General features: G+C 64.6%; 19 protein-coding genes. 7 read left to right on the top strand and 12 right to left on the bottom strand.

Going from position 1 to position 21,674, the window contains the following annotated elements; all coding sequences use genetic code 11:
- Complete coding sequence (locus tag JQC81_RS20925; RefSeq protein ID WP_246520559.1) at positions 1 to 2,568, bottom strand: sensor histidine kinase; 2,568 nt, start codon at positions 2,566 to 2,568, stop codon at positions 1 to 3.
- Positions 2,569 to 2,930: 362 nt separating this feature from the next.
- The gene (gene ahcY / locus JQC81_RS20920; protein WP_203273695.1) at positions 2,931 to 4,331 is read right to left on the bottom strand and encodes an adenosylhomocysteinase; all 1,401 of its coding nucleotides are present in this window, start codon (positions 4,329 to 4,331) and stop codon (positions 2,931 to 2,933) included.
- A gap of 207 nt (positions 4,332 to 4,538) precedes the next feature.
- Between ahcY and JQC81_RS20915 the strand changes: the two genes are divergently transcribed.
- Positions 4,539 to 5,033: a hypothetical protein gene (locus JQC81_RS20915; protein WP_203273694.1), complete on the top strand. Its 495-nt coding sequence runs from the start codon at positions 4,539 to 4,541 to the stop codon at positions 5,031 to 5,033.
- 27 nt (positions 5,034 to 5,060) lie between these two features.
- Here JQC81_RS20915 and JQC81_RS20910 read toward each other — a convergent pair whose 3' ends face one another.
- The 5 genes from JQC81_RS20910 to JQC81_RS20890 all read right to left on the bottom strand — a co-directional run bounded on the left by JQC81_RS20910 (position 5,061) and on the right by JQC81_RS20890 (position 8,955).
- The gene (locus JQC81_RS20910; RefSeq protein ID WP_203273693.1) at positions 5,061 to 5,381 is read right to left on the bottom strand and encodes an HPr family phosphocarrier protein; all 321 of its coding nucleotides are present in this window, start codon (positions 5,379 to 5,381) and stop codon (positions 5,061 to 5,063) included.
- Between the two features lie 5 nt (positions 5,382 to 5,386).
- Positions 5,387 to 5,788 (bottom strand): PTS sugar transporter subunit IIA, encoded by a 402-nt coding sequence (locus JQC81_RS20905; RefSeq protein ID WP_036354159.1) that lies wholly within the window; start codon positions 5,786 to 5,788, stop codon positions 5,387 to 5,389.
- 88 nt (positions 5,789 to 5,876) lie between these two features.
- Positions 5,877 to 6,332, bottom strand: coding sequence for an HPr kinase/phosphorylase (locus tag JQC81_RS20900; protein ID WP_203273692.1), 456 nt, complete (start codon positions 6,330 to 6,332; stop codon positions 5,877 to 5,879).
- Complete coding sequence (locus JQC81_RS20895) at positions 6,329 to 8,182, bottom strand: sensor histidine kinase (protein WP_203273691.1); 1,854 nt, start codon at positions 8,180 to 8,182, stop codon at positions 6,329 to 6,331. Before JQC81_RS20895 ends, JQC81_RS20900 begins: the two co-directional genes overlap by 4 nt.
- Before the next feature lie 74 nt (positions 8,183 to 8,256).
- Entirely contained in the window at positions 8,257 to 8,955 is a 699-nt protein-coding gene (locus tag JQC81_RS20890) for a response regulator transcription factor (RefSeq protein ID WP_036354150.1), read from the bottom strand.
- A 528-nt stretch (positions 8,956 to 9,483) separates the two neighbouring features.
- On the opposite strand from JQC81_RS20890, the gene JQC81_RS20885 reads away from it, so the two are divergent.
- The 4 genes from JQC81_RS20885 to JQC81_RS20870 all read left to right on the top strand — a co-directional run bounded on the left by JQC81_RS20885 (position 9,484) and on the right by JQC81_RS20870 (position 14,977).
- Positions 9,484 to 11,094 (top strand): phosphoenolpyruvate carboxykinase, encoded by a 1,611-nt coding sequence (locus JQC81_RS20885; RefSeq protein WP_203273690.1) that lies wholly within the window; start codon positions 9,484 to 9,486, stop codon positions 11,092 to 11,094.
- Between the two features lie 70 nt (positions 11,095 to 11,164).
- Complete coding sequence (locus JQC81_RS20880) at positions 11,165 to 12,616, top strand: FAD-binding oxidoreductase (protein ID WP_203273689.1); 1,452 nt, start codon at positions 11,165 to 11,167, stop codon at positions 12,614 to 12,616.
- A 107-nt stretch (positions 12,617 to 12,723) separates the two neighbouring features.
- On the top strand, positions 12,724 to 13,779 hold the full coding sequence (locus JQC81_RS20875) for an ABC transporter ATP-binding protein (protein WP_203273688.1): 1,056 nt from the start codon (positions 12,724 to 12,726) through the stop codon (positions 13,777 to 13,779).
- A 103-nt stretch (positions 13,780 to 13,882) separates the two neighbouring features.
- Positions 13,883 to 14,977, top strand: a complete 1,095-nt coding sequence (locus tag JQC81_RS20870) for an NAD(P)/FAD-dependent oxidoreductase (RefSeq protein WP_203273714.1) — start codon at positions 13,883 to 13,885, stop codon at positions 14,975 to 14,977.
- 162 nt (positions 14,978 to 15,139) lie between these two features.
- Here the strand turns inward: JQC81_RS20870 and JQC81_RS20865 are convergent, their stop codons facing one another.
- The gene (locus JQC81_RS20865) at positions 15,140 to 16,546 is read right to left on the bottom strand and encodes a sodium:proton antiporter (protein ID WP_203273687.1); all 1,407 of its coding nucleotides are present in this window, start codon (positions 16,544 to 16,546) and stop codon (positions 15,140 to 15,142) included.
- A gap of 173 nt (positions 16,547 to 16,719) precedes the next feature.
- Between JQC81_RS20865 and JQC81_RS20860 the strand changes: the two genes are divergently transcribed.
- On the top strand, positions 16,720 to 17,508 hold the full coding sequence (locus tag JQC81_RS20860; RefSeq protein WP_203273686.1) for a class II glutamine amidotransferase: 789 nt from the start codon (positions 16,720 to 16,722) through the stop codon (positions 17,506 to 17,508).
- Between the two features lie 5 nt (positions 17,509 to 17,513).
- On the opposite strand, the gene JQC81_RS20855 is transcribed toward JQC81_RS20860, so the two are convergent.
- The 4 genes from JQC81_RS20855 to JQC81_RS20840 form a co-directional block, all read right to left on the bottom strand.
- Positions 17,514 to 17,798, bottom strand: coding sequence for a hypothetical protein (locus tag JQC81_RS20855; protein ID WP_203273685.1), 285 nt, complete (start codon positions 17,796 to 17,798; stop codon positions 17,514 to 17,516).
- Positions 17,799 to 17,991: 193 nt separating this feature from the next.
- The gene (locus tag JQC81_RS20850) at positions 17,992 to 19,317 is read right to left on the bottom strand and encodes an adenylate/guanylate cyclase domain-containing protein (RefSeq protein ID WP_203273684.1); all 1,326 of its coding nucleotides are present in this window, start codon (positions 19,315 to 19,317) and stop codon (positions 17,992 to 17,994) included.
- Between the two features lie 159 nt (positions 19,318 to 19,476).
- A complete protein-coding gene (locus tag JQC81_RS20845; RefSeq protein ID WP_203273683.1) occupies positions 19,477 to 20,187 on the bottom strand; it encodes a glutathione S-transferase in 711 nt (236 codons plus the stop codon).
- A gap of 60 nt (positions 20,188 to 20,247) precedes the next feature.
- Positions 20,248 to 20,727, bottom strand: coding sequence for a GNAT family N-acetyltransferase (locus JQC81_RS20840; protein ID WP_203273682.1), 480 nt, complete (start codon positions 20,725 to 20,727; stop codon positions 20,248 to 20,250).
- A 146-nt stretch (positions 20,728 to 20,873) separates the two neighbouring features.
- Between JQC81_RS20840 and JQC81_RS20835 the strand changes: the two genes are divergently transcribed.
- Positions 20,874 to 21,575: a CPBP family intramembrane glutamic endopeptidase gene (locus JQC81_RS20835; protein ID WP_203273681.1), complete on the top strand. Its 702-nt coding sequence runs from the start codon at positions 20,874 to 20,876 to the stop codon at positions 21,573 to 21,575.
- The last annotated feature ends 99 nt before the right edge of the window (positions 21,576 to 21,674 follow it).

Here is a 21,674-nt window from a genome sequence, read left to right as displayed (position 1 = left end):
CTACTCGGCTGCAATGGGAGTTAGCGCAGAATGCGCGGATCGGCCATCGGACGGGGTCTCGTGCCGCTCGTTCGGGAAGATGCAGGTGACGGTGGTGCCCATGCCCGGCGCGGACGAGATGTCGATGCGCCCGCCGTGAAGCTCCACGAAGGAGCGCACGATGGACAGGCCGAGGCCCACGCCGCGGTGGCGGGTGCCGAGCGTGTGGCTCTCGAACCGCTCGAAGACCCGGGCCTTGACCTCCGGCGGGATGCCGCGGCCCTGGTCCTTCACCTCGAAGATCACCTCGCCGCCGCGCTTGCGAGCCGAGACGCGGATGGTCTGGCCGGGGGAGGAGAAGCCGACCGCATTGGAGAGCAGGTTGAACAGGATCTGGCGCACGCGCTTGCCGTCGGCGACAAACGTGCCGATGTCGTCCGGCGTGTCGATGACGAGGTTGAGCGAGGACTCGGCAAGCCGGTCCTCCAGCCCGCGCATGGCGGCCTCGATGGTGGAGCGGATGTCGACGATCTCAGGAGACAGTTCGAGCGAGCCCGTATCGATCGACGCGAGATCGAGAATGTCGTTGAGGATCGCCAGCAGCGCCGCCGAGGAGCGCATAATGTGATCGGCATAATCGCGCTGGCGCGGATTGAGCGCGCCCACCGTCTCGTCGCCGAGAAGCTGCGTGAAGCCGATGATGTTGGTGAGCGGCGAGCGCAGCTCGTACGACACGTGATGCACGAACTCGTCGCGCAGGCGCGACGCGCGCTGCAGCGCATCGTTGCGCTCGGTGAGCGCACGCTCCACGTTCACGCTCGCGGTCACGTCGGTGAAGCTCAGAAGCGTTGCACCGTCAGGCAGGGGCTGCGCCGTGCAGTCGAGCGCCGAGCCGTCGTGCCGCTCGATGCGGCAGGAAAGACCCATGCGCATGTCGGCAAGTCCCGCCACCGCGCCGCGAATATCGATCCACGGTTCGTCGCGGGGCGCCAGCGGACGGCAGGCCTTGATCACCGTGTCGATATGCGGATTCGCGGCCGTCATCTCGGCCGCGAGGCTCCACATGTCGGCAAAAGCGCGGTTGTGCAGCTTGAGGCGCCCGTCCGAGCCGAACACCGCAACGCCTTCCTTCAAGGTGTCGAGGGTCTCGCTCTGCACGCGGGTGAGCGAATGCACCTGCGAGGCCAGCTCGAAGCGTTCGCTCACGTCGTCGAAGAGATAGGTCACGCCGCCTTGCGGATTGGGGTTGACGACCACGCGCAGGGTCCGCCGGTTGGGCAGGTGCCACCAGGTCTCCTGCTGCTCGACGGAGCGGTAGCCTTGCAGGAAATCGTTCTTCCAGGCGCGGAAATCCGCCTGCTCGGGCAGCTTGCGCGCCGCGCGCAGGCGGTCGAGAACCTCGCCGTCGGACGGGCGTGACGCGAGAAACGCGGCATCGAGGCCCCAGAGGCGCTGATAGGCGGAATTGCTGAAGATGAGATTCTGCGCTCCGTCGAAGATCGCAACCGCCGTGGGCAGCTGATCGAGGGTGCGCACATGGGCGTCCATCTGGCGCTGCAGATCGGTGCGCACCGCCTCCAGCTCCGACACGTCGACGGCGATGCCCGCGCTGCCGCCGGCCGTCGGGCGCTCAATGACGTCGAGCACGGCACGGTGGCCGGCGACCACCGCCGTCACGCGGCCGGAATAGGTGGCGCCGGATTGCCGCTTGCGCCGCGCCTCCTCGCGGGTCGGCGCGCCGAGGAGTTCGAGGGAGCGGCCGATGGCATCGTCGAGATCGCGGGCTTCGACCGAGCGCAGATAGGCCTGGTTCGCCCAGAGCAGACGGTCGTCCGTGTCGCGGATCCAGAGAGGATAGGCGACGTCGTCGAGCAGCATCGTCATGGAGCGCAGATCGCTGCGGGCAGTCGCCAGCTGGCCTTGAACCTTCAGGAGTTCGGCTCGGTCGCCGGTCACGTCGCGCAGACGCAGGATCGCCCGGCCGCCGATGGTGCGGCCTTCCACGTCGATATACCGGGTGCCGGTGCAGCGCGCCGTGAGGCGGAAGGCCTGACCCCGCAGCTTGAGCTGCTCGAGAGCGCTTTCCACGGCCGCCGCATCGGCGGGGCTCAGCCAAGTGCCGAAGGCCAGGGCCCGCTGGGCCGGCGCATTCTCGCCGATGATGGACGGATCGCCCTGGAAGCGCGGTTCCCCGTCACGGCCATGCCAGCTGACGAGCAATTGGCGCTCAGAGCCCATGAGGAGGGCCGCGAGATCATCGGCGCCGCGCAGGGCCGCAATCTCGTTCCTCAAGGAGCGCTCGATTCGCGCCACGCGCTTCTGCTCGCGCATCAGCAGCAGGGAGGTGGTGGTGGAGAAGGCCACAAGGCCCATGAAGAGGCCGAAATAGACGGCGTTGTGCAGGTCGAAACTGTGCAGAAAGCCGAGGAGGTCGGTGGCCTTCTCGGTGATGGGCGCCAGCAGGTCGTCGGCCAGGGCGGCGTGGGAGGTGCCGGCGAGCAGCATCAAGGACAGGGACGCACGCGCGGACCCGACGAGAAGGCTCTTTCCCTCTCCGTTGCGGTCGTGACGCTCCCCAAGCCCGGCCATGCCGTTGCTGCCCTTCCCGTGTTGGCGGCCTGACGACCAGGCCAAGTTGGATCAATCCCCGGCTGCGCCTTCCAACGCCGCAGAGGTCAACCGTCTACGCATGAACGGAACTGCCGGCGCAGGTTCGATGCCGAAGCACAGCCGGTCGATTCGTGTTCACCTTAGACTACCCCTGACTCCGCCAGGAAGAGGGTTAATACCCGCTTAAACTTCCTTTGGAGAACCTGTGCGCAATTCGTCGAACCATATTGCAATCGGGTCACACACGTGCCGGTGCGGCACTTTGTCGATTCGTTGCCGCAGGCAAAGAAAAAGCCCGGCGGAGAGCCGGGCTTTCGGGCGGTTCGTAAACGTGGAGCGGATCAGTAGCGGTAGTGATCCGGCTTGAACGGGCCCTGCTCGGACACGCCGATATAGGAGGCCTGATCGGGGCGCAGCTTAGTGAGCTTCACGCCGATCTTTTCAAGATGCAGGGCCGCGACCTTCTCGTCCAGGTGCTTGGGCAGAGTGTAGACCTTGCGCTCGTACTTGCCCTGGTTGGCGAAGAGCTCGATCTGGGCCAGCGTCTGGTTCGTGAACGAAGCCGACATCACGAAGGACGGGTGGCCCATGGCGTTGCCGAGGTTCACGAGACGGCCTTCCGACAGCAGGATGATGCGGTGCCCGTCGGGAAACTCGATCTCGTCCACCTGCGGCTTGATGTTGTTCCACTTGAGGTTCTTGAGGCCCGCGACCTGAATCTCGTTGTCGAAGTGGCCGATGTTGCAGACGATCGCCCGGTCCTTCATGGCGCGCATGTGGTCGAGGGTGATGACGTCCTTGTTGCCCGTGGCAGTGACGAAGATGTCGGCGCGGGGAGCCGCGTCCTCCATGGTCGTGACCTCGTAGCCTTCCATGGCGGCCTGAAGCGCGCAGATCGGATCGACCTCGGACACCAGCACGCGGCAGCCTGCCTGGCGCAATGAGGCGGCCGAGCCCTTGCCCACGTCGCCGAAGCCCGCCACCATGGCGACCTTGCCGGCCATCATCACGTCCGTGCCGCGGCGGATGCCGTCGACGAGGGATTCACGGCAGCCATAGAGGTTGTCGAACTTGGACTTGGTGACCGAGTCGTTGACGTTGATCGCCGGGAAGAGGAGCTTGCCCTCCTTCTCCATGATGTAGAGGCGGTGCACGCCCGTGGTGGTCTCTTCCGACACGCCCTTGATCGACTCGGCGAGCCCGGCGAACCAGCCCTTCGGCTTTTCGGAGAGCAGGCGCTTGATCAGCGCGAAGAACACTTCCTCTTCCTCGGAGCCCGGCTTGTCGAGGAAGGAAGTATCGCCCTGCTCGGCGCGCAGGCCGAGATGGACCAGCATGGTGGCGTCGCCGCCGTCGTCGAGGATCATGTTGGGCATGCCACCGTCGTGCCAGTCGAACAGCTTGGCGGTGTAGTCCCAGTACTCCTTCAGGGTCTCGCCCTTATAGGCGAAGACCGGAATGCCGGCGGCCGCAATGGCGGCGGCGGCATGATCCTGAGTGGAATAGATGTTGCAGGACACCCAGCGGATGTCGGCGCCAAGAGCCTTCAGGGTCTCGATCAGCACCGCGGTCTGGATGGTCATGTGGAGCGAGCCGGCAATGCGGGCGCCCTTGAGGGGCTGCTTCGGGCCGTATTCCTCGCGAACGGCCATGAGGCCCGGCATCTCGGTCTCGGCGATCGAGATCTCCTTGCGGCCGAACTCAGCCAAGCCGATGTCTTTGACGATGTATTCCTGTGCCATGATGGCCTCTCTTTTGCACCAAATCCTGAGTGAATTGGCGCCGTCTCTATCAGAGAGCCGCGGCAGAGGCAATCAACATATAAAGATGTCTTTATATGGTTCTCGAAGTTAGAGCTGGACGTCAACTTTAACCGGAGTAGAGTTGATGTCGAAACAACATATCAGATGATCAGACGAGTTTTTCTCCAAGCCGTTGGAGGGTGCGCTTTGCTAAGCCTTCCAAGTTGCGGCTCGCCTCATGACAGTGATGCCGAATTCATTGCCTGGTTTCTTCAGAGTGAGGGTGATTTTATCCGTCTGCAGGAAATGGCCTTAGAGGAGACAGCCGTCGAACAGATAGCGAGCGACTTCTGTCGAGACCCTACAGGTAATACTCACACGTATCCTAGCATCCCACAAGGCTTCTCACTGGAACGCTGGGATGTGTATCGGCGGCTCTTCAAGAAGTTAGGCCTCGATGCTGGGATCTCTATTCACGGCCCTGATAGCCAATGGATCGCCAACAGCGTCATGATGACGGCGAGTACTGCAGGGATCTTAATCAGCGGCTCGGAAAAGGGTTATCTCTGGTCCAGAACTGCACCGGAGCCGTTAGTCGAGCGCCTTGACCATCCTCTTCCGCCAGAGGGGGGAAAGCCGTGGAAGTACTTGGGCTTCATGCCCTTCAAGCCCAATTGGTATCTCTACTATTGGTCGACCTGAACAAGGGCTACGACCGATCAAGCAATCTCACTCGTCCTCGCCGAACCTGTTGGCGAGAAGGTCGTCGATGGCCTGAAGGCAGGCCGGCGCATCCGCGCCCTTGGCCGTGACGGTGATCGTGGTGCCCTGGGCGGCCGCCAGCGTGAGAAGGCCCATGATGGAGCGTCCGCCCACGGTCTCGCCGCAGCGGGTGACGGTCACGTCGGCGTCGAAGCGCTCGACGGTCTGGACGAACTTGGCCGAGGCGCGGGCGTGCAGGCCGCGACGGTTGATGATGGGTAGTTCCCGAGCCATGGCACCTTCGGGCACGACAACCGGCGGGCAGTCCTGATCGAGGGTGCTGTCCATAATGGCTACTTTCCCGAGAGAACGCGCGAGGCGATGTTGATGTATTTGCGCCCCGCCTCCTGGGCATGGGACACCGCGTCGATCAGAGGCTCCTCGTCGCGTACGCTGGCAAGCTTGATGAGCATGGGCAGGTTGATGCCGGCCACCACCTCGACGGAGCCGCCATTCATGCAGGACAGGGCCAGGTTCGAAGGGGTGCCCCCGAACATGTCCGTCAGAACCACAACGCCCTGGCCCGAATTGACCCGGCACACGGCATCCATGATGTCCTTGCGCCGTGTTTCCATATCGTCATCGGGGCCGATCGTGATCGTTTCAAGCTGCTCTTGAGGTCCCACCACATGCTCGAGCGCTGCTTTGAATTCCGTCGCGAGCTGCCCGTGGGTGACGAGCACCATTCCAATCATAATGTTACAGGTCCGAACGCTCCGAGAGCGGAGCCGCTATTTTGTGCACCGCGAAGCCAAGCGCAAGAGCAATCAGAGCAAAAGTTCATCACAGTGTCACGACCGTGTCGCAAACACCACTCAGGCAGGCTACGGCGATGTCCGCAGAGACTGCTCCGGCTTGCATGCGAATGCGAGGGACCATGACGCCGCAGAGGGCGACGTGCCCGTCCTGCTCGCCCGGATAGCGGGCCAGGTCCTCGCAGAGATCGATCACAAGGCGGATGACGGCTGCCGGTTCATGGGGCTGCCGGACGATCCCGAGGCCAAACACCTCGATGCACCCGCCGAGCGGCTCGACCGGCTGGGCGACGAGGCGGCCGTTTCGCGCTTCGATCCTGGTCCGGTCATCGCTGACGAGGCGCCCGAAGCGGCCCGCCTGGGCGGCGCGGGACACCACCTCGCGGGCCAGCGTCGACTTGCCGGAGCCCGACGCGCCCCGGATCAGGAGGCCGGCTTCCCCGATGAGCACGCAGCCCGCATGGATGGTCTGGGCGTCGCTCACGGCCCGGCCTTCTCCGCCTCGCGCTGGTCGCGATCCTTGTTTCGCCTCGCCTGCGATTTCCCGGTCCTGGCGCCCTCGACAGGAAGCCGGATGACGAAGCGGGCGCCGAGACGCCGGGGCTCGCCGCTCTCATCGGGGGCGCCGAGCCGGTTCTCGGCCCGGATCGTGCCCCGGTGCGCCTCGATGATCTGGCGGGAGATGGACAGGCCTAACCCTGAGTTCTGGCCGAAACCCTGCTCGGGCCGGTCGGTGTAGAAGCGCTCGAAGATCCGGTCGAGCGCATCGGGCTCGATGCCGGGCCCGCTGTCCTCCACCAGGATCTCCACGTCGTTCCGGCGCCGGCGCAGGGACACCTTCACCGTCTCGTCAGGCGGCGAGAAGGAGCGGGCGTTGTCGAGCAGGTTGTTGAACACTTGACCTAAGCGGCTGTCATGGCCGAGCACCAGGAAGGCATCCCGGCCCTTGGCCGCGTTCTCGATATTCAACGTGATGAGCGCAGCGTGTTCCTGGCGGCGCTCGTTGGCCACCGACACCACCGCCTCGAGCAGGCGCACCATGTCCACGGGCTCCGCATCGGCGCGGGCGAGCTCCGCGTCGAGGCGAGAGGCGTCCGAAATGTCGCTGATCAGCCGGTCGAGACGCTTCACGTCGTGCTGGATGATCGAGAGGAGCCGCCCGCGGGACTCGTCGCTGCGGGCAAGCGGCAGGGTCTCCACCGCACTGCGGAGCGAGGTCAGCGGGTTCTTCAATTCGTGCGCCACATCGGCCGCGAAGCTCTCGATGGCATCGATGCGGTTGTAGAGCGCCTTGGTCATGTCGCGCAGGGCACCCGACAGGTGGCCGATCTCGTCGGCGCGGCCGGTGAAGTCGGGGATCTCCTGGCGCGATTTCGTGCCCCACCGCACCCGCTCGGCGGCCTCCGCCAAGCGCCGGACCGGGCCGGCGATGGCGCCGGCGAGGAACAGCGACAGCACGATCATCACCACGGCGGCCACCAGGAACACCTGAAGCAGGGCGAAACGCTCGGAGGCGATGATGGCGTCGATGTCGCCTTCCTGGGTCGAGAGCAGGAGGGCGCCCTGCACCGTGCGGAAGCGCTGGATCGGCACGGCCACCGACACGATGGTCTCGCCGCGGGCGTTGACGCGCACCTCGCTCGCCTGCCGACCCGCATAAGCCTCCTGCACCTCCGGCAGGGACTTGCCGTTCACCGGCCCGGCTTCCTCCTGCACCGGCCGCTTGGTGCGCCGGAACATCTTGCGGATGCTGTTCCAGGTGCGCTCCATGGCGGTCATCGTATCTTCCACCGTGGCCACCGGAGGCAGATCCATGCGCAGGATGTCGCCGCGGGAATAGAACGACCGGGAATCGAGGAGCAGCATGCCCTCGCGGTCGAAGATGCGGGCGCGGGTCTTGGTCGGCGTCACCAGCCGCCTCAGGAGCGGCGCGACACGCTCGGGGTTGATCGAGAATTCGAGGGAGGAGAAGGCCTCGTCGTTGAACCGCTCCGTCTCTCCGGCCTGCATCTGCAGCAGCTGGTCCGGATCGATGGTGATGGTGTTGGTCTCCACCGTGGCGGAGCCGGCGATCGCGCCGGCGATGATCTCGCCCTGGGTGAGCAGGCTCTGCACCCGCGCCTCGATGAGGCCTTCGCGGAACTGGTTGAGATAGAGGAAGCCCACGAGCAGGGCCACGAGCCCAGCCAGGTTGAGCACCACGATCCGGCGCGTCAGGCTGGACGAGGCGCGCTGCACGAGCATGCGTCCGGCATGCCTCAGGCGGCTCAGAACACCATGAGGTGCGGGCGGATCGTCGATACCCGCTTCGGCGTGGATGGGGTCAGCCTTCATGCCACTCGCTTAGGCACGACCCGATGGGATGAACCGGATCACGCCGTCTTTCCAGGTTGCTCGCGCTTTCAGCGTCAGGCTTCCTTGAAGCGGTAGCCCACGCCGTAGAGGGTCTCGATCATTTCGAAACTCTGGTCAACCGACTTGAACTTCTTGCGCAGGCGCTTGATGTGGCTGTCGATCGTCCGGTCGTCCACATAGACCTGATCGTCATAGGCCGCATCCATGAGCGCATTGCGGCTTTTCACCACCCCGGGGCGCGTGGCGAGCGCCTGCAGGATGAGGAACTCGGTCACGGTGAGCGTCACCGGCTCGCCCTTCCAGGTGCAGGCATGGCGCTCCGGGTCCATCTTGAGCTGGCCGCGCTCCAGGGCCTTCGGATCGGCCTCCTTGGGGGCGCTCTGATCCTTCGGAGCGAAGCGGCGCAGCACCGCCTTCACCCGCTCGACCAGCAGGCGCTGGGAAAAGGGTTTGCGGATGAAATCGTCGGCGCCCATCTTGAGGCCGAACAATTCGTCGATCTCCTCATCCTTGGAGGTCAGGAAGATCACCGGAAGGTCCGATTTCTGCCGCAGGCGGCGCAGCAGCTCCATGCCGTCCATGCGCGGCATCTTGATGTCGAAAATGGCCAGATCCGGCGGGGCGTGCTTGAGCCCGTCCAGGGCGGACGCGCCGTCCGTATAGGTCTGAATGCGATAGCCCTCCGCCTCGAGGGCGATGGAAACAGAGGTCAGGATGTTGCGATCGTCATCGACAAGGGCGATCGTTGGCATGAACTCTTCCTTAGCTTGGCACGGACGAATGTCGGCTTTTTGCCCCGTGTGACAACGCAGAAGGCCCTAAAACGTCCCCAACTGCGCCTTTCTCGTGGCATAAATATGGTTTTCCCCCGGGCGATGACCAGGGAGGTCCTGATAGTGGGGTCTAAGGGGAGGTGCTTCAACCGGGGATGAACGGAGCATTACGGAACGGACAGCATTCCTTTTGCCACAGGTCGCGGGCCGGTGCTTCAGGCACAAGAGTGCCTAGTTTTTCGTAGAGGAACCATGTCAATCATACGAAAGAACTCCCCTCAAGCCGGAAAATCCTTGAAATTAGGGCTGTTGGACGTCTGTTTTTGACGAAAATAGAATGCAATGAAACGGCTTGAGTTGACGGCCCCGTCAGCTGACCTAAAGAAGGTTCTATGTTCAAGCGAGACGGCAAATTTTTAGCCGCATTGTTTGACCCACCCCATGTGACGGGCATCGGACGGCGGCACATCCGGCTGCGCGGTGACTGGCAATCAGGAGACATCTTCCGTGGAAAATATCGGCGTCTTCAACAGCGCGCAGGGCGCTGAGGCCTCAGGCCTCCGCAACCTCAAACGGGTCTATTGGAATCTCGAGGCGCCTGCACTCTACGAGCAGTCCCTGACCCGGGCTGAGACCAAGCTCGTGAAGGGCGGCGCGCTCCTGGCCGAGACCGGCATCCATACGGGCCGCTCGCCCAAGGACAAGTTCGTGGTGCGCGACGAGACCACGGAAAGCACGGTCTGGTGGGACAACAACGGCTCCATCACCCCGGGCCATTTCGACACCCTGCTGGCCGACTTCCTCGCCCATGCCGAGGGCAAGGAGCTGTTCGCCCAGGACCTCTACGGCGGCGCCGACCCAAGCTATCGGGTCAAGGCGCGTGTCTTCACGGAATTCGCCTGGCATTCGCTCTTCATCCGCAATCTCCTGATCCGTCCCGAGCAGGGCGAGCTCGCCGATTACGTGCCCGGCCTCACCATCATCGACCTGCCGTCCTTCAAGGCCGATCCGGCCCGCCACGGCTGCCGCACGGAGACGGTGATCGCCTGCGACTTCAAGCGCAAGATCGTGCTCATCGGCGGCACGTCCTATGCGGGCGAGATGAAGAAGTCGGTCTTCACCTATCTGAACTACGTGCTGCCCTCGCAGAACGTCATGCCCATGCACTGCTCGGCCAACGTGGGCAAGGAGGGTGACGTCGCCGTATTCTTCGGCCTCTCCGGCACCGGCAAGACCACGCTCTCCAACGATCCGAACCGCATCCTGCTCGGCGACGACGAGCATGGCTGGGCGCCGAACGGCGTCTTCAACTTCGAGGGCGGCTGCTACGCCAAGACCATCCGCCTCTCCCGCGAGGCGGAGCCTGAGATCTTCGCCACCACCGAGCGCTTCGGCACGGTGCTGGAGAACGTGATCGTCGATCCGACCACCCGGATCCCCGATTTCGACGATGCGTCGCGCACGGAGAACACGCGCTGCGCCTATCCGCTCGACTTCATCCCCAACGCGAGCGCCACGGGCCGCGCGGGCATCCCGAAGAACATCGTGATGCTCACCTGCGACGCCTTCGGCGTGCTGCCCCCCATCGCGAAGCTGACGCCGGCCGAGGCCATGTATCACTTCCTGTCCGGCTACACCGCGAAGGTGGCCGGCACGGAGAAGGGCGTGAAGGACCCGGAGGCCACCTTCTCCACCTGCTTCGGCGCGCCGTTCATGCCGCGCCACCCGTCCGTCTACGGCAACCTGCTGCGCGACCTCATCGCCAAGCACCATGTGGATTGCTGGCTCGTCAACACGGGCTGGACCGGCGGCAAGTACGGCGTCGGCCGGCGCATGCCGATCCGCGTCACCCGCCGCCTGCTCACCGCAGCCCTCGACGGCTCGCTCTCCCGCGCGGACTTCCGCCGCGATCCGTATTTCGGCTTCGCGGTGCCGACCTCGGTGCCGGGCGTCGAGCCGCACATCCTCTATCCGGTGAAAACCTGGCAGAACAAGGCGGAGTTCGCTGAGACCGCCAAGCGCCTGATCGACATGTTCAACGAGAACTTCAAGCGCTTCGAGGGGCACGTGGACTCCGACGTGCGCTCCGCAGGGCCGCAGACCTCGATCGCGGCCTGAGAGAAGTTATCTCTCCCCTGAAATCGTGTAGAAGGCGGCCACTGGCCGCCTTTTTCCATTGGTGCCCTCTATGACCGATACCCGATCCGATCTTCTCGACATCCTGTCCGCGCGCCTTGGAGCCCAGCAGGTTATCCGCGACCCGACCACCATGGAAAGCTACCTTGTCGAGGAGCGGAAGCTCTATCGCGGGACGGCCCTGGCGGTCGTGCGTCCCGGCAGCACGGACGAAGTGGCCTTCATCATTCGCGAATGTGCAAAGGCCGGAATCGCCATCGTGCCGCAGGGCGGCAATACGGGTCTGGTTGGCGGCGGCGTGCCGCACAAGGGCATCGTCCTGTCGCTCGCACGCCTCGACCGTATCCGCGAGGTCGATCCCTTCAACGCCACCATTACGGTCGAGGCCGGCTGCTTTCTCAAGACGGTGCAGGACGAGGCCGAGAAGGCGGATTGCCTGTTTCCCCTGTCGCTCGCCTCCGAGGGCTCATGCCGGATCGGCGGCAACATCGCCACCAATGCGGGTGGCGTGAACGTGCTGCGCTACGGCAATACCCGCGACCTCGTGCTCGGGCTCGAGGTCGTGCTGGCCGACGGGCGGATCTGGAACGGGCTCAAAGGCCTGCGCAAGGACAACATGGGCTATGACCTGAAGAACCTCTTCATCGGATCGGAGGGAACGCTTGGGGTCATCACGGCGGCGGTCTTGAGGCTGTTCCCGCGTCCGAAGAGCCGCACGGTCGCCTTCGTCGGCTGCGCCTCGCCTCATGCGGCGCTCGACCTCTTCGACGCCTTTCGCCGGCGCACGGGCGACCAGTTGACGGCTTTCGAGTTCATGCCGCGCTTTGCGTTGGAGATCGTTCTCAAGCACGCGCCCAGCGCCGTTACTCCGCTGTCAGGCGAGCACGAAGCCTACGCCCTGATCGAGCTGTCGTCGCCCGATCCCGAGATCGACCTGCGCGAGCGTCTTGAAAGCGCCCTGAGCGAGGCCCTGGAGGCCGGCACGATCGAGGATGCGGTCATAGCCGCGAGCGAGGCTCAGGGCGACGCGCTCTGGCATCTTCGCGAAAGCTTGTCCCATGTCCAGAGGCTCGAGGGCGGATCGATCAAGCACGATGTCGCCGTGCCCGTATCCCGCGTTGCCGATTTCATCGTCACGGCCACCCGGGCCTGCGAGGAGGCGCTGCCCGGCGTGCGCGTCTGCGCCTTCGGGCATTTCGGCGACGGCAACATCCACTTCAACCTGAGCCAGCCCGTCGCCATGGAGAAGGCGGCGTTCCTGGACCAGTGGGAGCGGTTCAACCGCATCGTCCACGACATCGTGCATGGCCTGAACGGCTCGATCTCCGCCGAACATGGAGTGGGGCTCATCAAGCGCGACGAGCTTGTGCTCTACAAGGATCCGGTTGCCCTCGACCTGATGCGGACGCTGAAAGGAGCCCTCGATCCCCAGAACATCCTGAATCCCGGCAAGGTGCTGGCCCTGGAAGCTGATCTGCCGTCCGCTCTGCCTGCCGGCTCATAGCTCTCCGGGAAGGGCGGCTTGTCAGCCTTGACCTGCTGATGCTCATGCCTACGATGACATAGCCGGGCTTCAGGGTGCCGGCCAATGACGATAGGGAAGGAAGCCCCGTGGCCTCGGTCGAGATTCACAACATCCAGAAGAACTTCGGAGCCGTATCGGTCATCCAAGGCGTGTCCTTCGACATCAAGGACGGGGAGTTCGTGACCCTCGTCGGGCCGTCCGGCTGCGGCAAGTCCACGTTGCTGCGCATGATCGCCGGTCTGGAGAATATCTCCGGCGGCGAGCTGCGCATCGGCCCGCGGGTGGTCAACGACGTGCCGCCGAAAGAGCGCGACATCGCCATGGTGTTCCAGAACTACGCGCTCTATCCGCACATGACGGTTGCGGACAACATGGGCTTCTCCCTCAAGCTGAAAAGGGCGTCGAAGGCCGAGATCAAGCAGCGGGTTGATCGCGCGGCTGATATCCTCGGGCTGACGAAGCTCCTCGACCGTTATCCGCGCCAGCTCTCCGGCGGCCAGCGCCAGCGCGTTGCCATGGGCCGCGCCATCGTGCGCGATCCTCAAGTGTTTCTGTTCGACGAGCCGCTCTCCAACCTGGACGCCAAGCTGCGGGTGGCCATGCGCACGGAGATCAAGGCCCTGCACCAGCGGCTCAAGACCACTACGATCTATGTGACCCATGACCAGATCGAGGCCATGACCATGGCCGACAAGATCGTGGTGATGCACGACGGCATCGTCGAGCAGATCGGCGCGCCGCTCGAACTCTACGACCGTCCGGCGAACCTTTTCGTTGCAGGCTTCATCGGCTCGCCCGCCATGAACTTTCTGAAGGGCCACCTGCAAGGCGGCCGCTTCGTTGCTGAGGACGGCACGGCTTTCCCGGTTGCCCATGCGCCTGCGGCCTCCGATGGGCAGCCTGTGGTCTACGGCATCCGGCCGGAGCATTTCATGCTCGATGACACCAACGGCCTGCCGGCTGAAGTGGCTGTCATCGAGCCGACCGGATCGGAAACTCAAGTGTTCGCCAGGCTCGCCGGCACGGATATCGTGGGCGTGTTCCGCGAGCGTGTCGACGCCAAGCCCGGCCAGCAGATCCGCATCACGCCGGATCCGACGCTCGTGCATCTCTTCGACGAGCGGACGGGCCAGCGCCTCTGATCCGCAACACGAGCAACCCTGGACTGAGGCGGCGTCTCTGGCTGAACGTCGCTCTCCCCTGTATGCCGCAGTGTGATGTGTCCGGCAGCAATGGGAGGCCGCCATAGACGTTCTGGTCATTGGAGCCGGGGTGGTGGGTCTCGCCGTCGCTCGCGCCCTTGCCCTGCGCGGGCACGGCGTGATCGTGGCGGAATCCACCGGCGGCATCGGTAACGGGGTCTCTTCGCGCAACAGCGAGGTGATCCATGCCGGGATGTACTACCCTGCCGGTTCGCTGCGCGCCCGCCACTGCGTCGGGGGGCGGCGCCGGCTCTACGCCTTCTGCGAGAGCCACGGCGTGCCCCATGCGAAATGCGGCAAGCTCATCGTCGCCACCAACGATCTCGAACAGGCGAAGATCGAGGGCATCTACGAGCAGGGGCTGGCGAACGGCGTTGAGGGTCTTTCATACCTGACGGGCGGGGAGGCGAGGCAGCTTGAGCCGAACCTCTCCTGCACGGGAGCGGTGCTGTCTCCCGAGACCGGCATTATCGACAGCCATGCGCTGATGCTTGCGCTCCAGGGCGACCTGGAGGATGCGGGCGGCGTCATCGCCTTCCATGCGCCGGTCGAGCGCATCGCGCGCAACGGCACAGGGTGGGATGTGCATGTCGGCGGCATGGAAGCGACGGAAATCACGGTCGATGCCGTGGTCAACGCGGCGGGTCTCGGCGCACAGGCGCTCGCCCGCGCAACGGAGAGCTATCCGGCTGAGCGCGTGCCGCCGCTTGTGCTCGCCAAAGGCAATTATTTCGGCTGCCTCGGCAAGCCCGCCTTCTCGCGCCTGATCTATCCCGCTCCCGTCGATGGCGGCCTCGGCACCCACGTGACGCTGGATCTCGCCGGGCGCATGCGTTTCGGGCCGGATGTGGAGTGGGTCGAGCGTGAGGAATACGAGGTCGATCCTAGCCGAGCCGAGAGCTTCTACGCCTCCATCCGCCGCTACTGGCCCGGCCTGCCCGACGGCGCGCTGGTGCCGGACTATTCCGGCATCCGCCCGAAGCTCACCGGACCGGGCGAGAAGGCCGCCGACTTCATGATCGACGGGCCGGCGGAGCATGGACTGCCCGGCCTCGTCCACCTCTTCGGCATCGAGAGCCCGGGGCTGACGTCGTGTCTGTCCATCGCTGAGGATGTGGCGGGGAGATTGAGCGTCTAGTTTTCCTCGCTGTCATTCCGGGGCGGCTCGTCAGAGCCGAGCCCGGAATCCATAACCGCTGACGACGCAGAATATGGTGTGACGCTGCTCGCCCCTTCTTGAAACGCCGTGTTCATGGATTTCCACGCGTACGGCGCGGCCCCGGAATGACAGTGGTGTGGATCAAGCCCTGAAGAACAGCAGCGTCAGCAGCAGGAACACCGGGACCAGGATGGCGCCGGACCAGAGCAGGTAGCCGAAGAAGCTCGGCATCTTCACGCCGCCCTCGCGGGCGATGGCATAGACCATGAAGTTGGGCGCATTGCCGATATAGGAGTTGGCCCCCATGAACACGGCGCCGGCCGAGATCGCCGCCAGCGTCAGCGCGCCCGTGGTCATGAGCTGCTGCGGGTTGCCGCCGGCGAGCTCGAAGAACACGAGATAGGTCGGGGCGTTGTCGAGGAACGACGACAATCCGCCGGTGAGCCAGAAATAGGCCGCGTTGCTGGGGCTGCCGTCCGGGTTCGACACCAGCGCCACCAGGGGCGCGAAGGCTCCGTTGGCACCGGCCTTGAGCATGGCAAGCACCGGAATGATGGCGATGAAGATGCCCGCGAAGAGCTTGGCCACTTCCTTGATCGGCCCCCAGGCGAAGCCGTTCTCGGCGCGGTTCGCCTTCGGGGTCACCTTGAGCGAGATGATGGTCACGGCGACCATGATGAGGTCGCGAAGCGCATTCGCCAGTTCGACTTCCGTGCCGAGCACCGTAACCCGCCCGAGATCCGTGGTGGCGCTCATGAGGATTGCCGCGATGATGATGAAGATCAAAAGGAAGTTGAACCCGCCCACGACGCGCACCGGATTGTCCGGTGTCGGATCGGGCCGCACGCGGCCTTCCCGGCGGTAGATCGCGAGATCGACCACGAAGAACAGGGCGAGCAGGATGCCTGCGGCCACCAGGGTTTCCATGAACAGGTGCGTGGTGGTCCAGAAGAAGTCGACGCCGCGCAGGAAGCCGAGGAAGAGCGGCGGGTCGCCGAGCGGCGTGAGCGAGCCACCGATGTTCGACACCAGGAAGATGAAGAACACGATCACATGCACGTTGTGCCGCCGGTCGTCGTTGGCGCGCATCACCGGGCGGATCATCACCATGGAGGCGCCCGTCGTGCCGATGAAGCTCGCCAGCACCGTGCCGATGGTGAGCAGGATCGTGTTGGTGCCCGGCGCGCCATGGATGTTGCCGCGCACCAGGATGCCGCCTGCCACCGTGAAGAGAGCAAGCAGGAGCAAGATGAACGGGATGTATTCCAGGAACGCGGTATGGGCGAGCGCGTGGATCGCCGCCACCGGCCCGAAAGCCAGCGCCATGGGAACCAGCACCAGCAGGCCCCAGAAAGCCGCGATCTTGCCCTGGTGGTGCTCCCAGAAATGCGGCGCCAGCAGCGGGAACAGGGCGATGGACAAGAGGATGCCCGCAAAGGGCACGGCCCAGGCGAAGCCGAGGCTCGCCCCGTCGAACTCCGCCGCGAGGGCAGCCTGGGGCAGGAGGGTCAGGGCGGCGGCGAGCGCCAGGCTCAGAGGGCGAAACATGCGTGCGGGTCCCCAGCGGCCGGCGGCCGGCTCGTTCTTGAAAGGTTGAGAACAGCTTGTAGGGGAACGGGTTTGAGGCTGCAACGGCGTGGCCGTTAACCGGCTGTTCACCATAAGTCAAAGATAGTACAACATCGTTACAGAGCCTTGCCGCGCCAGGGGTACCGAAGCCGATGTGCCGTTTTCTCGCCTATCGGGGAGAACCGATCTTCCTCGACGAACTCGTCTGCGCTCCGGCCCATTCGCTGGTGCACCAGTCGCTGCATGCGGTCGAGGCCAAGACCGGCACGAACGGGGACGGGTTCGGCATCGGCTGGTACGGGGAGCGCCCGGAGCCCGGCGTCTACCGGGAGGTTCGCCCCGCCTGGTCCGACGAGAACCTGAGGAGCCTGTGCGAGCAGGTGCGCTCGAAGCTCTTCTTCGCCCATGTGCGCGCCTCCACGGGCACCTCGACCACCCGGGCCAACTGCCATCCCTTCACCCATGGCCGCTACCTCTTCATGCATAACGGCCAGATCGGCGGCTACGGGCGCATCAAGCGGCGCCTGGAAGCCCTGATCCCGGACGAACTCTACGACCGGCGTCTCGGCACCACGGATTCGGAGGCGATCTTCCTCATGGCGCTCGCCAGCGGGTTGGCGGAGGAGCCTGTGACGGCCATGGCCAGGACGCTCAAAATCGTGCGTGGCCTGATGACCGAGGCCGGCATCGACGAGCCCCTGCGCTTTACCGCCGCGTTCACGGACGGCGAGAGCCTGTGGGCCTATCGCTGGGCCTGCGATGCCAAGCCGCCGACCCTGTATTTCCGTGAGGATAGCGGCAACCTGCTGGTCGTCTCCGAGCCCATCGACGATAAGACGAGGGGTTGGCGCGAGGTGCCCAAGGGCTGCAGCCTCGTGGCCAAGGGCGGCAGCGTCGCGGTGGAATGCCTGAACGAGGCCATGGGCCGCCTGGCGGCCTGATCGCCTCAGGCGTTCAGCCGTCCCATGGGCTGGCCGATCAAGGGCAGGAGTGCGCCGCGCAGCGCTTCCATCTGCAAGTCCGTCTCGGCCTGGGTGATGCTGTCATCTGGTGCGTGAAGAGCCCGCAGGCGCGCATTCTCAGCCTCGAGCCGCTCGTTCTCTGCCATCAGGATCGTCACCTTCTCCTGGGCGATGCGAAGGCGGGCTAGCGCGTCGTTGCGTTCCTCCTCGCGCAGCTGCGCGCGGTCGCGCCAGAGACGGACGGCAACGCTGCCTGCTTCATCACTCATGGCCGGCTCCTCACAAAATCGACGGGTCGATGCGGGAGCGCGATCCTAGGGGCGAGGTCTTAACCGATCGTTGGCAACTCGTCGGCGCTAGAGCATCGTGCGGCCCGCCGGATCCGGTCACACAATGCTCTCATCCAAGAAGTATGCATCGGATGGATCCCAAAAGTGCAAGTCCACTTTTGGGTCCGATGCTTTATGGATCGTAAGCCGGCAGGGCCAGGACGCTCTCGCTCGACAGGGCCAGTCTCGCATGGCGGTTGTAGGCCCGCTCGATCCACTCGGCCGCGATGGACTGGTCGAGAAAAAACGGCATCAGGCGGCCTTCCTCGTGCGCTTTCAGGAACTCGGCCAGGGCCGCGTGCTCGACGCGCCTGTCATGCGCAGTCGGCAGACTGCCGACCCGATCCTCCGAATGCTCGTCGGCCAGCAGGAAATAGGCCGGGGCATAATCGGGATGCGTCTCGACCACGGCGTTGAGCCTCGCCCTCCGCTCCGCGCCGTCGAACTGCAGGGCATGAACAAGGGCCGTGGCGCGGGTGGGAACGTCCTCGTTCAGCTCGGCATAGACCTGCCGGGCGATGAACCGCCCCTCATGGGCCCGCACCAACGCCGCATAGCGCAGATGCGGGTCGACGAAGTCCAGGCCCATCCGGGCCAGGGTGTAGTACGCACGATGCGCCCCGATGGACTCGCCCTTCGCCTCGAGGAGCAGGGCATTGTGATACAGGCCGGGAGCAGAATGCGGATCGTCGATCTGCCCGCCTCTTTGCGCGTGCCCCGAGAACGCCTCGATGGGATCGGCGGTGAGCACAGGCGTCGGACCTCTCTGCCGGACCGGAGACAGAACCCCGGCCTCTGCCGCCGGCGGTTCCATCGGGTCTGACGGCTGGGCATGGAAAGCAAATCCTCCCGCACCGATGACGACCAAGCAGGCGCCCGTCACCGACAGCGCGGACATGATCCGGGACCGCAGGAACGAGAGCCGCGGCTCGGGCGGGATGCCAGCATCCTGGCCGGCCAGCGCGAAGGCATGGACCGGAAAGGGGATGTTCTTCACCTGCCGCTCGCCGATGTCGACGAACGGGACGGCGATGTGGCCGGAGACAGCCTCGTGCACAGCGCGCGAAAGGCAGATGCCTCCCGGTGCGGCCAGGGTCTCCAGCCGGGCCGCGATGTTGACGGCCATGCCCAGAAGGTCGTTCTGACGCTCGACCACTTCGCCCACCGAGATGCCGATGCGGAAGAGCACTCGCCTGTTCTGAGAAGCCGCGAGGTTTTGCGTCCGCATGTAGTCTTGAATGTCGATGGCTGCGCGGGTGGCCTCCACGGCACTGTCGAACTCGCACATGATCGAATCGCCGGCCGTGTTGAAGACGCGCCCGCCATGATGGGCTACGAAATCGTCCAGAACGTTGCGGTAGGCCGCGAGCTGCCGCAGCGTTCCGTCCTCATCTTCCGCGATCAGCCGGGAGAAGCCTACGATGTCGGCAGCAAGTATGGCGGCCACCCTCCGTTTCATGGGCGGACTCTGCGGCGCATGAAGGCTTCAGACCGAAGCTGCGATGGTCCCCTGCATCCCGGCAAGATGAGGCCCCGTTTTATACATGTTACAATATAGCGCTTGCCGAAGAGGAAGGGAAGAGGCTTCTGCGGAATTCTTGCTTCCTGAGCTTGTGGCTCAGCCGTCCAGTTCGGGATAGTGCCGGAACAGCCCCTCTTCGCTGAAGGGAATGCGCCGGGGACTCGCCAGATAGGCCTTGATGCGCGGACGCTCCGCTACGGCATCGTGCAGGGCCGCGACATGGGGTGCCTTCTTCAGAGCGCGAGCCGTGGCCTTGGGGAACGCGTAGGAGAGGCCTTCGACGGTCTGGAAGAGGGAGAGATCGGCGTAGGTGATTGCCCTGCCGACGAGGTGGGCGGGGCCGGACGGGTTTCGGGCAAGGACGGTTTCCAGCCAGTTCAGGAATTTCGGAATGCGGTCGTCTCGGAACTCCTGCGCGCGCCGGAGCGCTTCGTCCTTCTGATCCTCGTAATACAAGCCGACGCCCACCGGGTGATGGGTGTCGTGCGCCTCGGCGACGAGATCACTGATCGTGAGCTGGATCTGATGCGTCCACAGGCCTCCGGCCGGGTCCTTGGGCGCAAGCCCGTGACGGGCGCCGAGATAGAGCAGGATCGCCGCCGTCTGGCCGATGACGGTCTCGCCGTCCTTCAGGAATGGCGGCGCGAAGGGTGGATGATCCGCATGCTCCATCATGCGCATCATGACGGCAACGCCCTCGGATTCCCGCGCCACGTCGATGTAGTCGGCCCCCGTCTCCTCAAGCGCCAGCCGCACGAACTCGCCGCGTCCCTGAATCGTGGGCCAGTAGTAGAGTTCGTAGGCCATGGGGTGCTCCGGGTCTCGTCCGCGGTGTTCGCCACAAGGGTGGAGCGTGCAGTCGGGAAGTCAAAGGGTGTTGTTGGCCAGGCGGATCAGCGCTTCACCCTCCAGTCGCATGTGCCGGTGATGAAGATCGCTCATGCCGATGGCCTCGTAGAAGTGGATGGCAGACCGCCCCTCCTCCACGAAGAGTTCCACGCGCAGCCAGCCGCGATCCAGCGCGATCCTCGCCGCTGCGGCCATCAGCGCCTTCGCGGCACCTGTCCGGCGCTCCTCGGGCATAACATAGAGCGCATGCACGATGCCCATCGGCTTGCCGCGCCACCCGGCATAGCCGCGGAAGAACGACACGAAGCCGACCGGCTTGCCCTCGCGCTCGGCGATGAGCGCCTCGAAAAGAGGATCGGGGCCGAAGCCGTCGGCTTCGATCCGCTCCGCCGATGTCCAGGGCGTCTGGCCAGGCAGATGATCGTCGATCAGGCCGGACACGAAGCTGAAAATCATTTCGGCGTCCGAGGAAACGGCGGGACGTATGACCAAACTCATGATGCACCTCAAAACCGACTTCAACGCACCGTCCCAACCTTATGACGGCCGAGTGCGTGAGTAACGCCGAGCGCTCTTATCCTGATTTTCATGATTGCTTCCACCGAAGGGAGTCATGTAGCAAGAGGCACGCATGAGGGTTCCGTATGCGGCCGCTCGGTCTGTTGGCGACGCTTTCCATCTATGGCGTGTTCGGCCTGATGCTCCTCGCCGGTACGGTCTGGGGCATGCCGGCGCTGCAGGCCCGTGGAGTCCGGCCTGACATCTCCTGGTTCATCGTGGCTGGAGCGGTGTTTGCGGCCTTTGGGCTCGCCACCCTAATGCTGCTGGCCCGCGAGAGGCGTGAAATCCGTCATGACTGGCGCCAGCGGCTGCGGATCAAGCCTATGTCCAGGGAGGACTGGAAAGCAGCTTTCATCGGGATTGGCTTCGTGCTGTTCGGTTCCGGCGCGATCTTCTTGGTCTTCAAGGCGCTGATCCCGGATTTGTCGCCACATCCGCCCTTCCTCGAGATGCGCCCTCTTCAGCCATCAGAGTACTGGGTGCTCCTCGCATGGCTTCCGATGTTCGTTCTCAACATCGGCTGTGAAGAGGCCTTCGGACGAGGCTATCTCCTCCCTCGCAACGAGCTGGCAGCCGGGCGCTTCGGCTGGCTCGTGAATGCCTGCGGATGGCTGCTCTTTCACATCGCCTTCGGGTGGCCGCTGATGATCATCACCGCACCGATTATCTTCGCCGTATGTTGGACCGTACAGAGGCGCCGGAACACGACAATCGGCTTCGTGATCCATGGGCTGGCGAACGGCCCGAGCTTTGTCGCCATCAGCCTGGGTCTGCTGGAGGCATAGGAACGCGCGGCGCCCTGCAGCTGCTAAAGCGCTTTTGATCCGGGCTTGAATCCATTTGGGTCGGTTGTGCGTTGACCCGGATATGGCCCAGGAGGCAAG

Source organism: Microvirga arabica (assembly GCF_016811235.1).
In the GTDB taxonomy this organism is placed as follows: Bacteria; Pseudomonadota; Alphaproteobacteria; order Rhizobiales; family Beijerinckiaceae; genus Microvirga; species Microvirga arabica.
The sequence above is the reverse complement of the archived record's forward strand: the minus strand, read 5'-3'. Positions and strand labels throughout refer to the sequence as shown.

Bases quoted from the DNA above. Each gene is read 5' to 3' on its own strand.
- JQC81_RS20925 (WP_246520559.1), bottom strand. From the start codon at position 2,568: ATGGCCGGGCTTGGGGAGCGTCACGACCGCAACGGAGAGGGAAAGAGC.
- ahcY (WP_203273695.1), bottom strand. From the start codon at position 4,331: ATGGCACAGGAATACATCGTCAAAGACATCGGCTTGGCTGAGTTCGGC.
- JQC81_RS20910 (WP_203273693.1), bottom strand. From the start codon at position 5,381: ATGGACAGCACCCTCGATCAGGACTGCCCGCCGGTTGTCGTGCCCGAA.
- JQC81_RS20905 (WP_036354159.1), bottom strand. From the start codon at position 5,788: ATGATTGGAATGGTGCTCGTCACCCACGGGCAGCTCGCGACGGAATTC.
- JQC81_RS20895 (WP_203273691.1), bottom strand. From the start codon at position 8,182: ATGAAGGCTGACCCCATCCACGCCGAAGCGGGTATCGACGATCCGCCC.
- JQC81_RS20890 (WP_036354150.1), bottom strand. From the start codon at position 8,955: ATGCCAACGATCGCCCTTGTCGATGACGATCGCAACATCCTGACCTCT.
- JQC81_RS20880 (WP_203273689.1), top strand. From the start codon at position 11,165: ATGACCGATACCCGATCCGATCTTCTCGACATCCTGTCCGCGCGCCTT.
- JQC81_RS20865 (WP_203273687.1), bottom strand. From the start codon at position 16,546: ATGTTTCGCCCTCTGAGCCTGGCGCTCGCCGCCGCCCTGACCCTCCTG.
- JQC81_RS20860 (WP_203273686.1), top strand. From the start codon at position 16,720: ATGTGCCGTTTTCTCGCCTATCGGGGAGAACCGATCTTCCTCGACGAA.
- JQC81_RS20855 (WP_203273685.1), bottom strand. From the start codon at position 17,798: ATGAGTGATGAAGCAGGCAGCGTTGCCGTCCGTCTCTGGCGCGACCGC.
- JQC81_RS20850 (WP_203273684.1), bottom strand. From the start codon at position 19,317: ATGAAACGGAGGGTGGCCGCCATACTTGCTGCCGACATCGTAGGCTTC.
- JQC81_RS20845 (WP_203273683.1), bottom strand. From the start codon at position 20,187: ATGGCCTACGAACTCTACTACTGGCCCACGATTCAGGGACGCGGCGAG.
- JQC81_RS20840 (WP_203273682.1), bottom strand. From the start codon at position 20,727: ATGAGTTTGGTCATACGTCCCGCCGTTTCCTCGGACGCCGAAATGATT.
- JQC81_RS20835 (WP_203273681.1), top strand. From the start codon at position 20,874: ATGCGGCCGCTCGGTCTGTTGGCGACGCTTTCCATCTATGGCGTGTTC.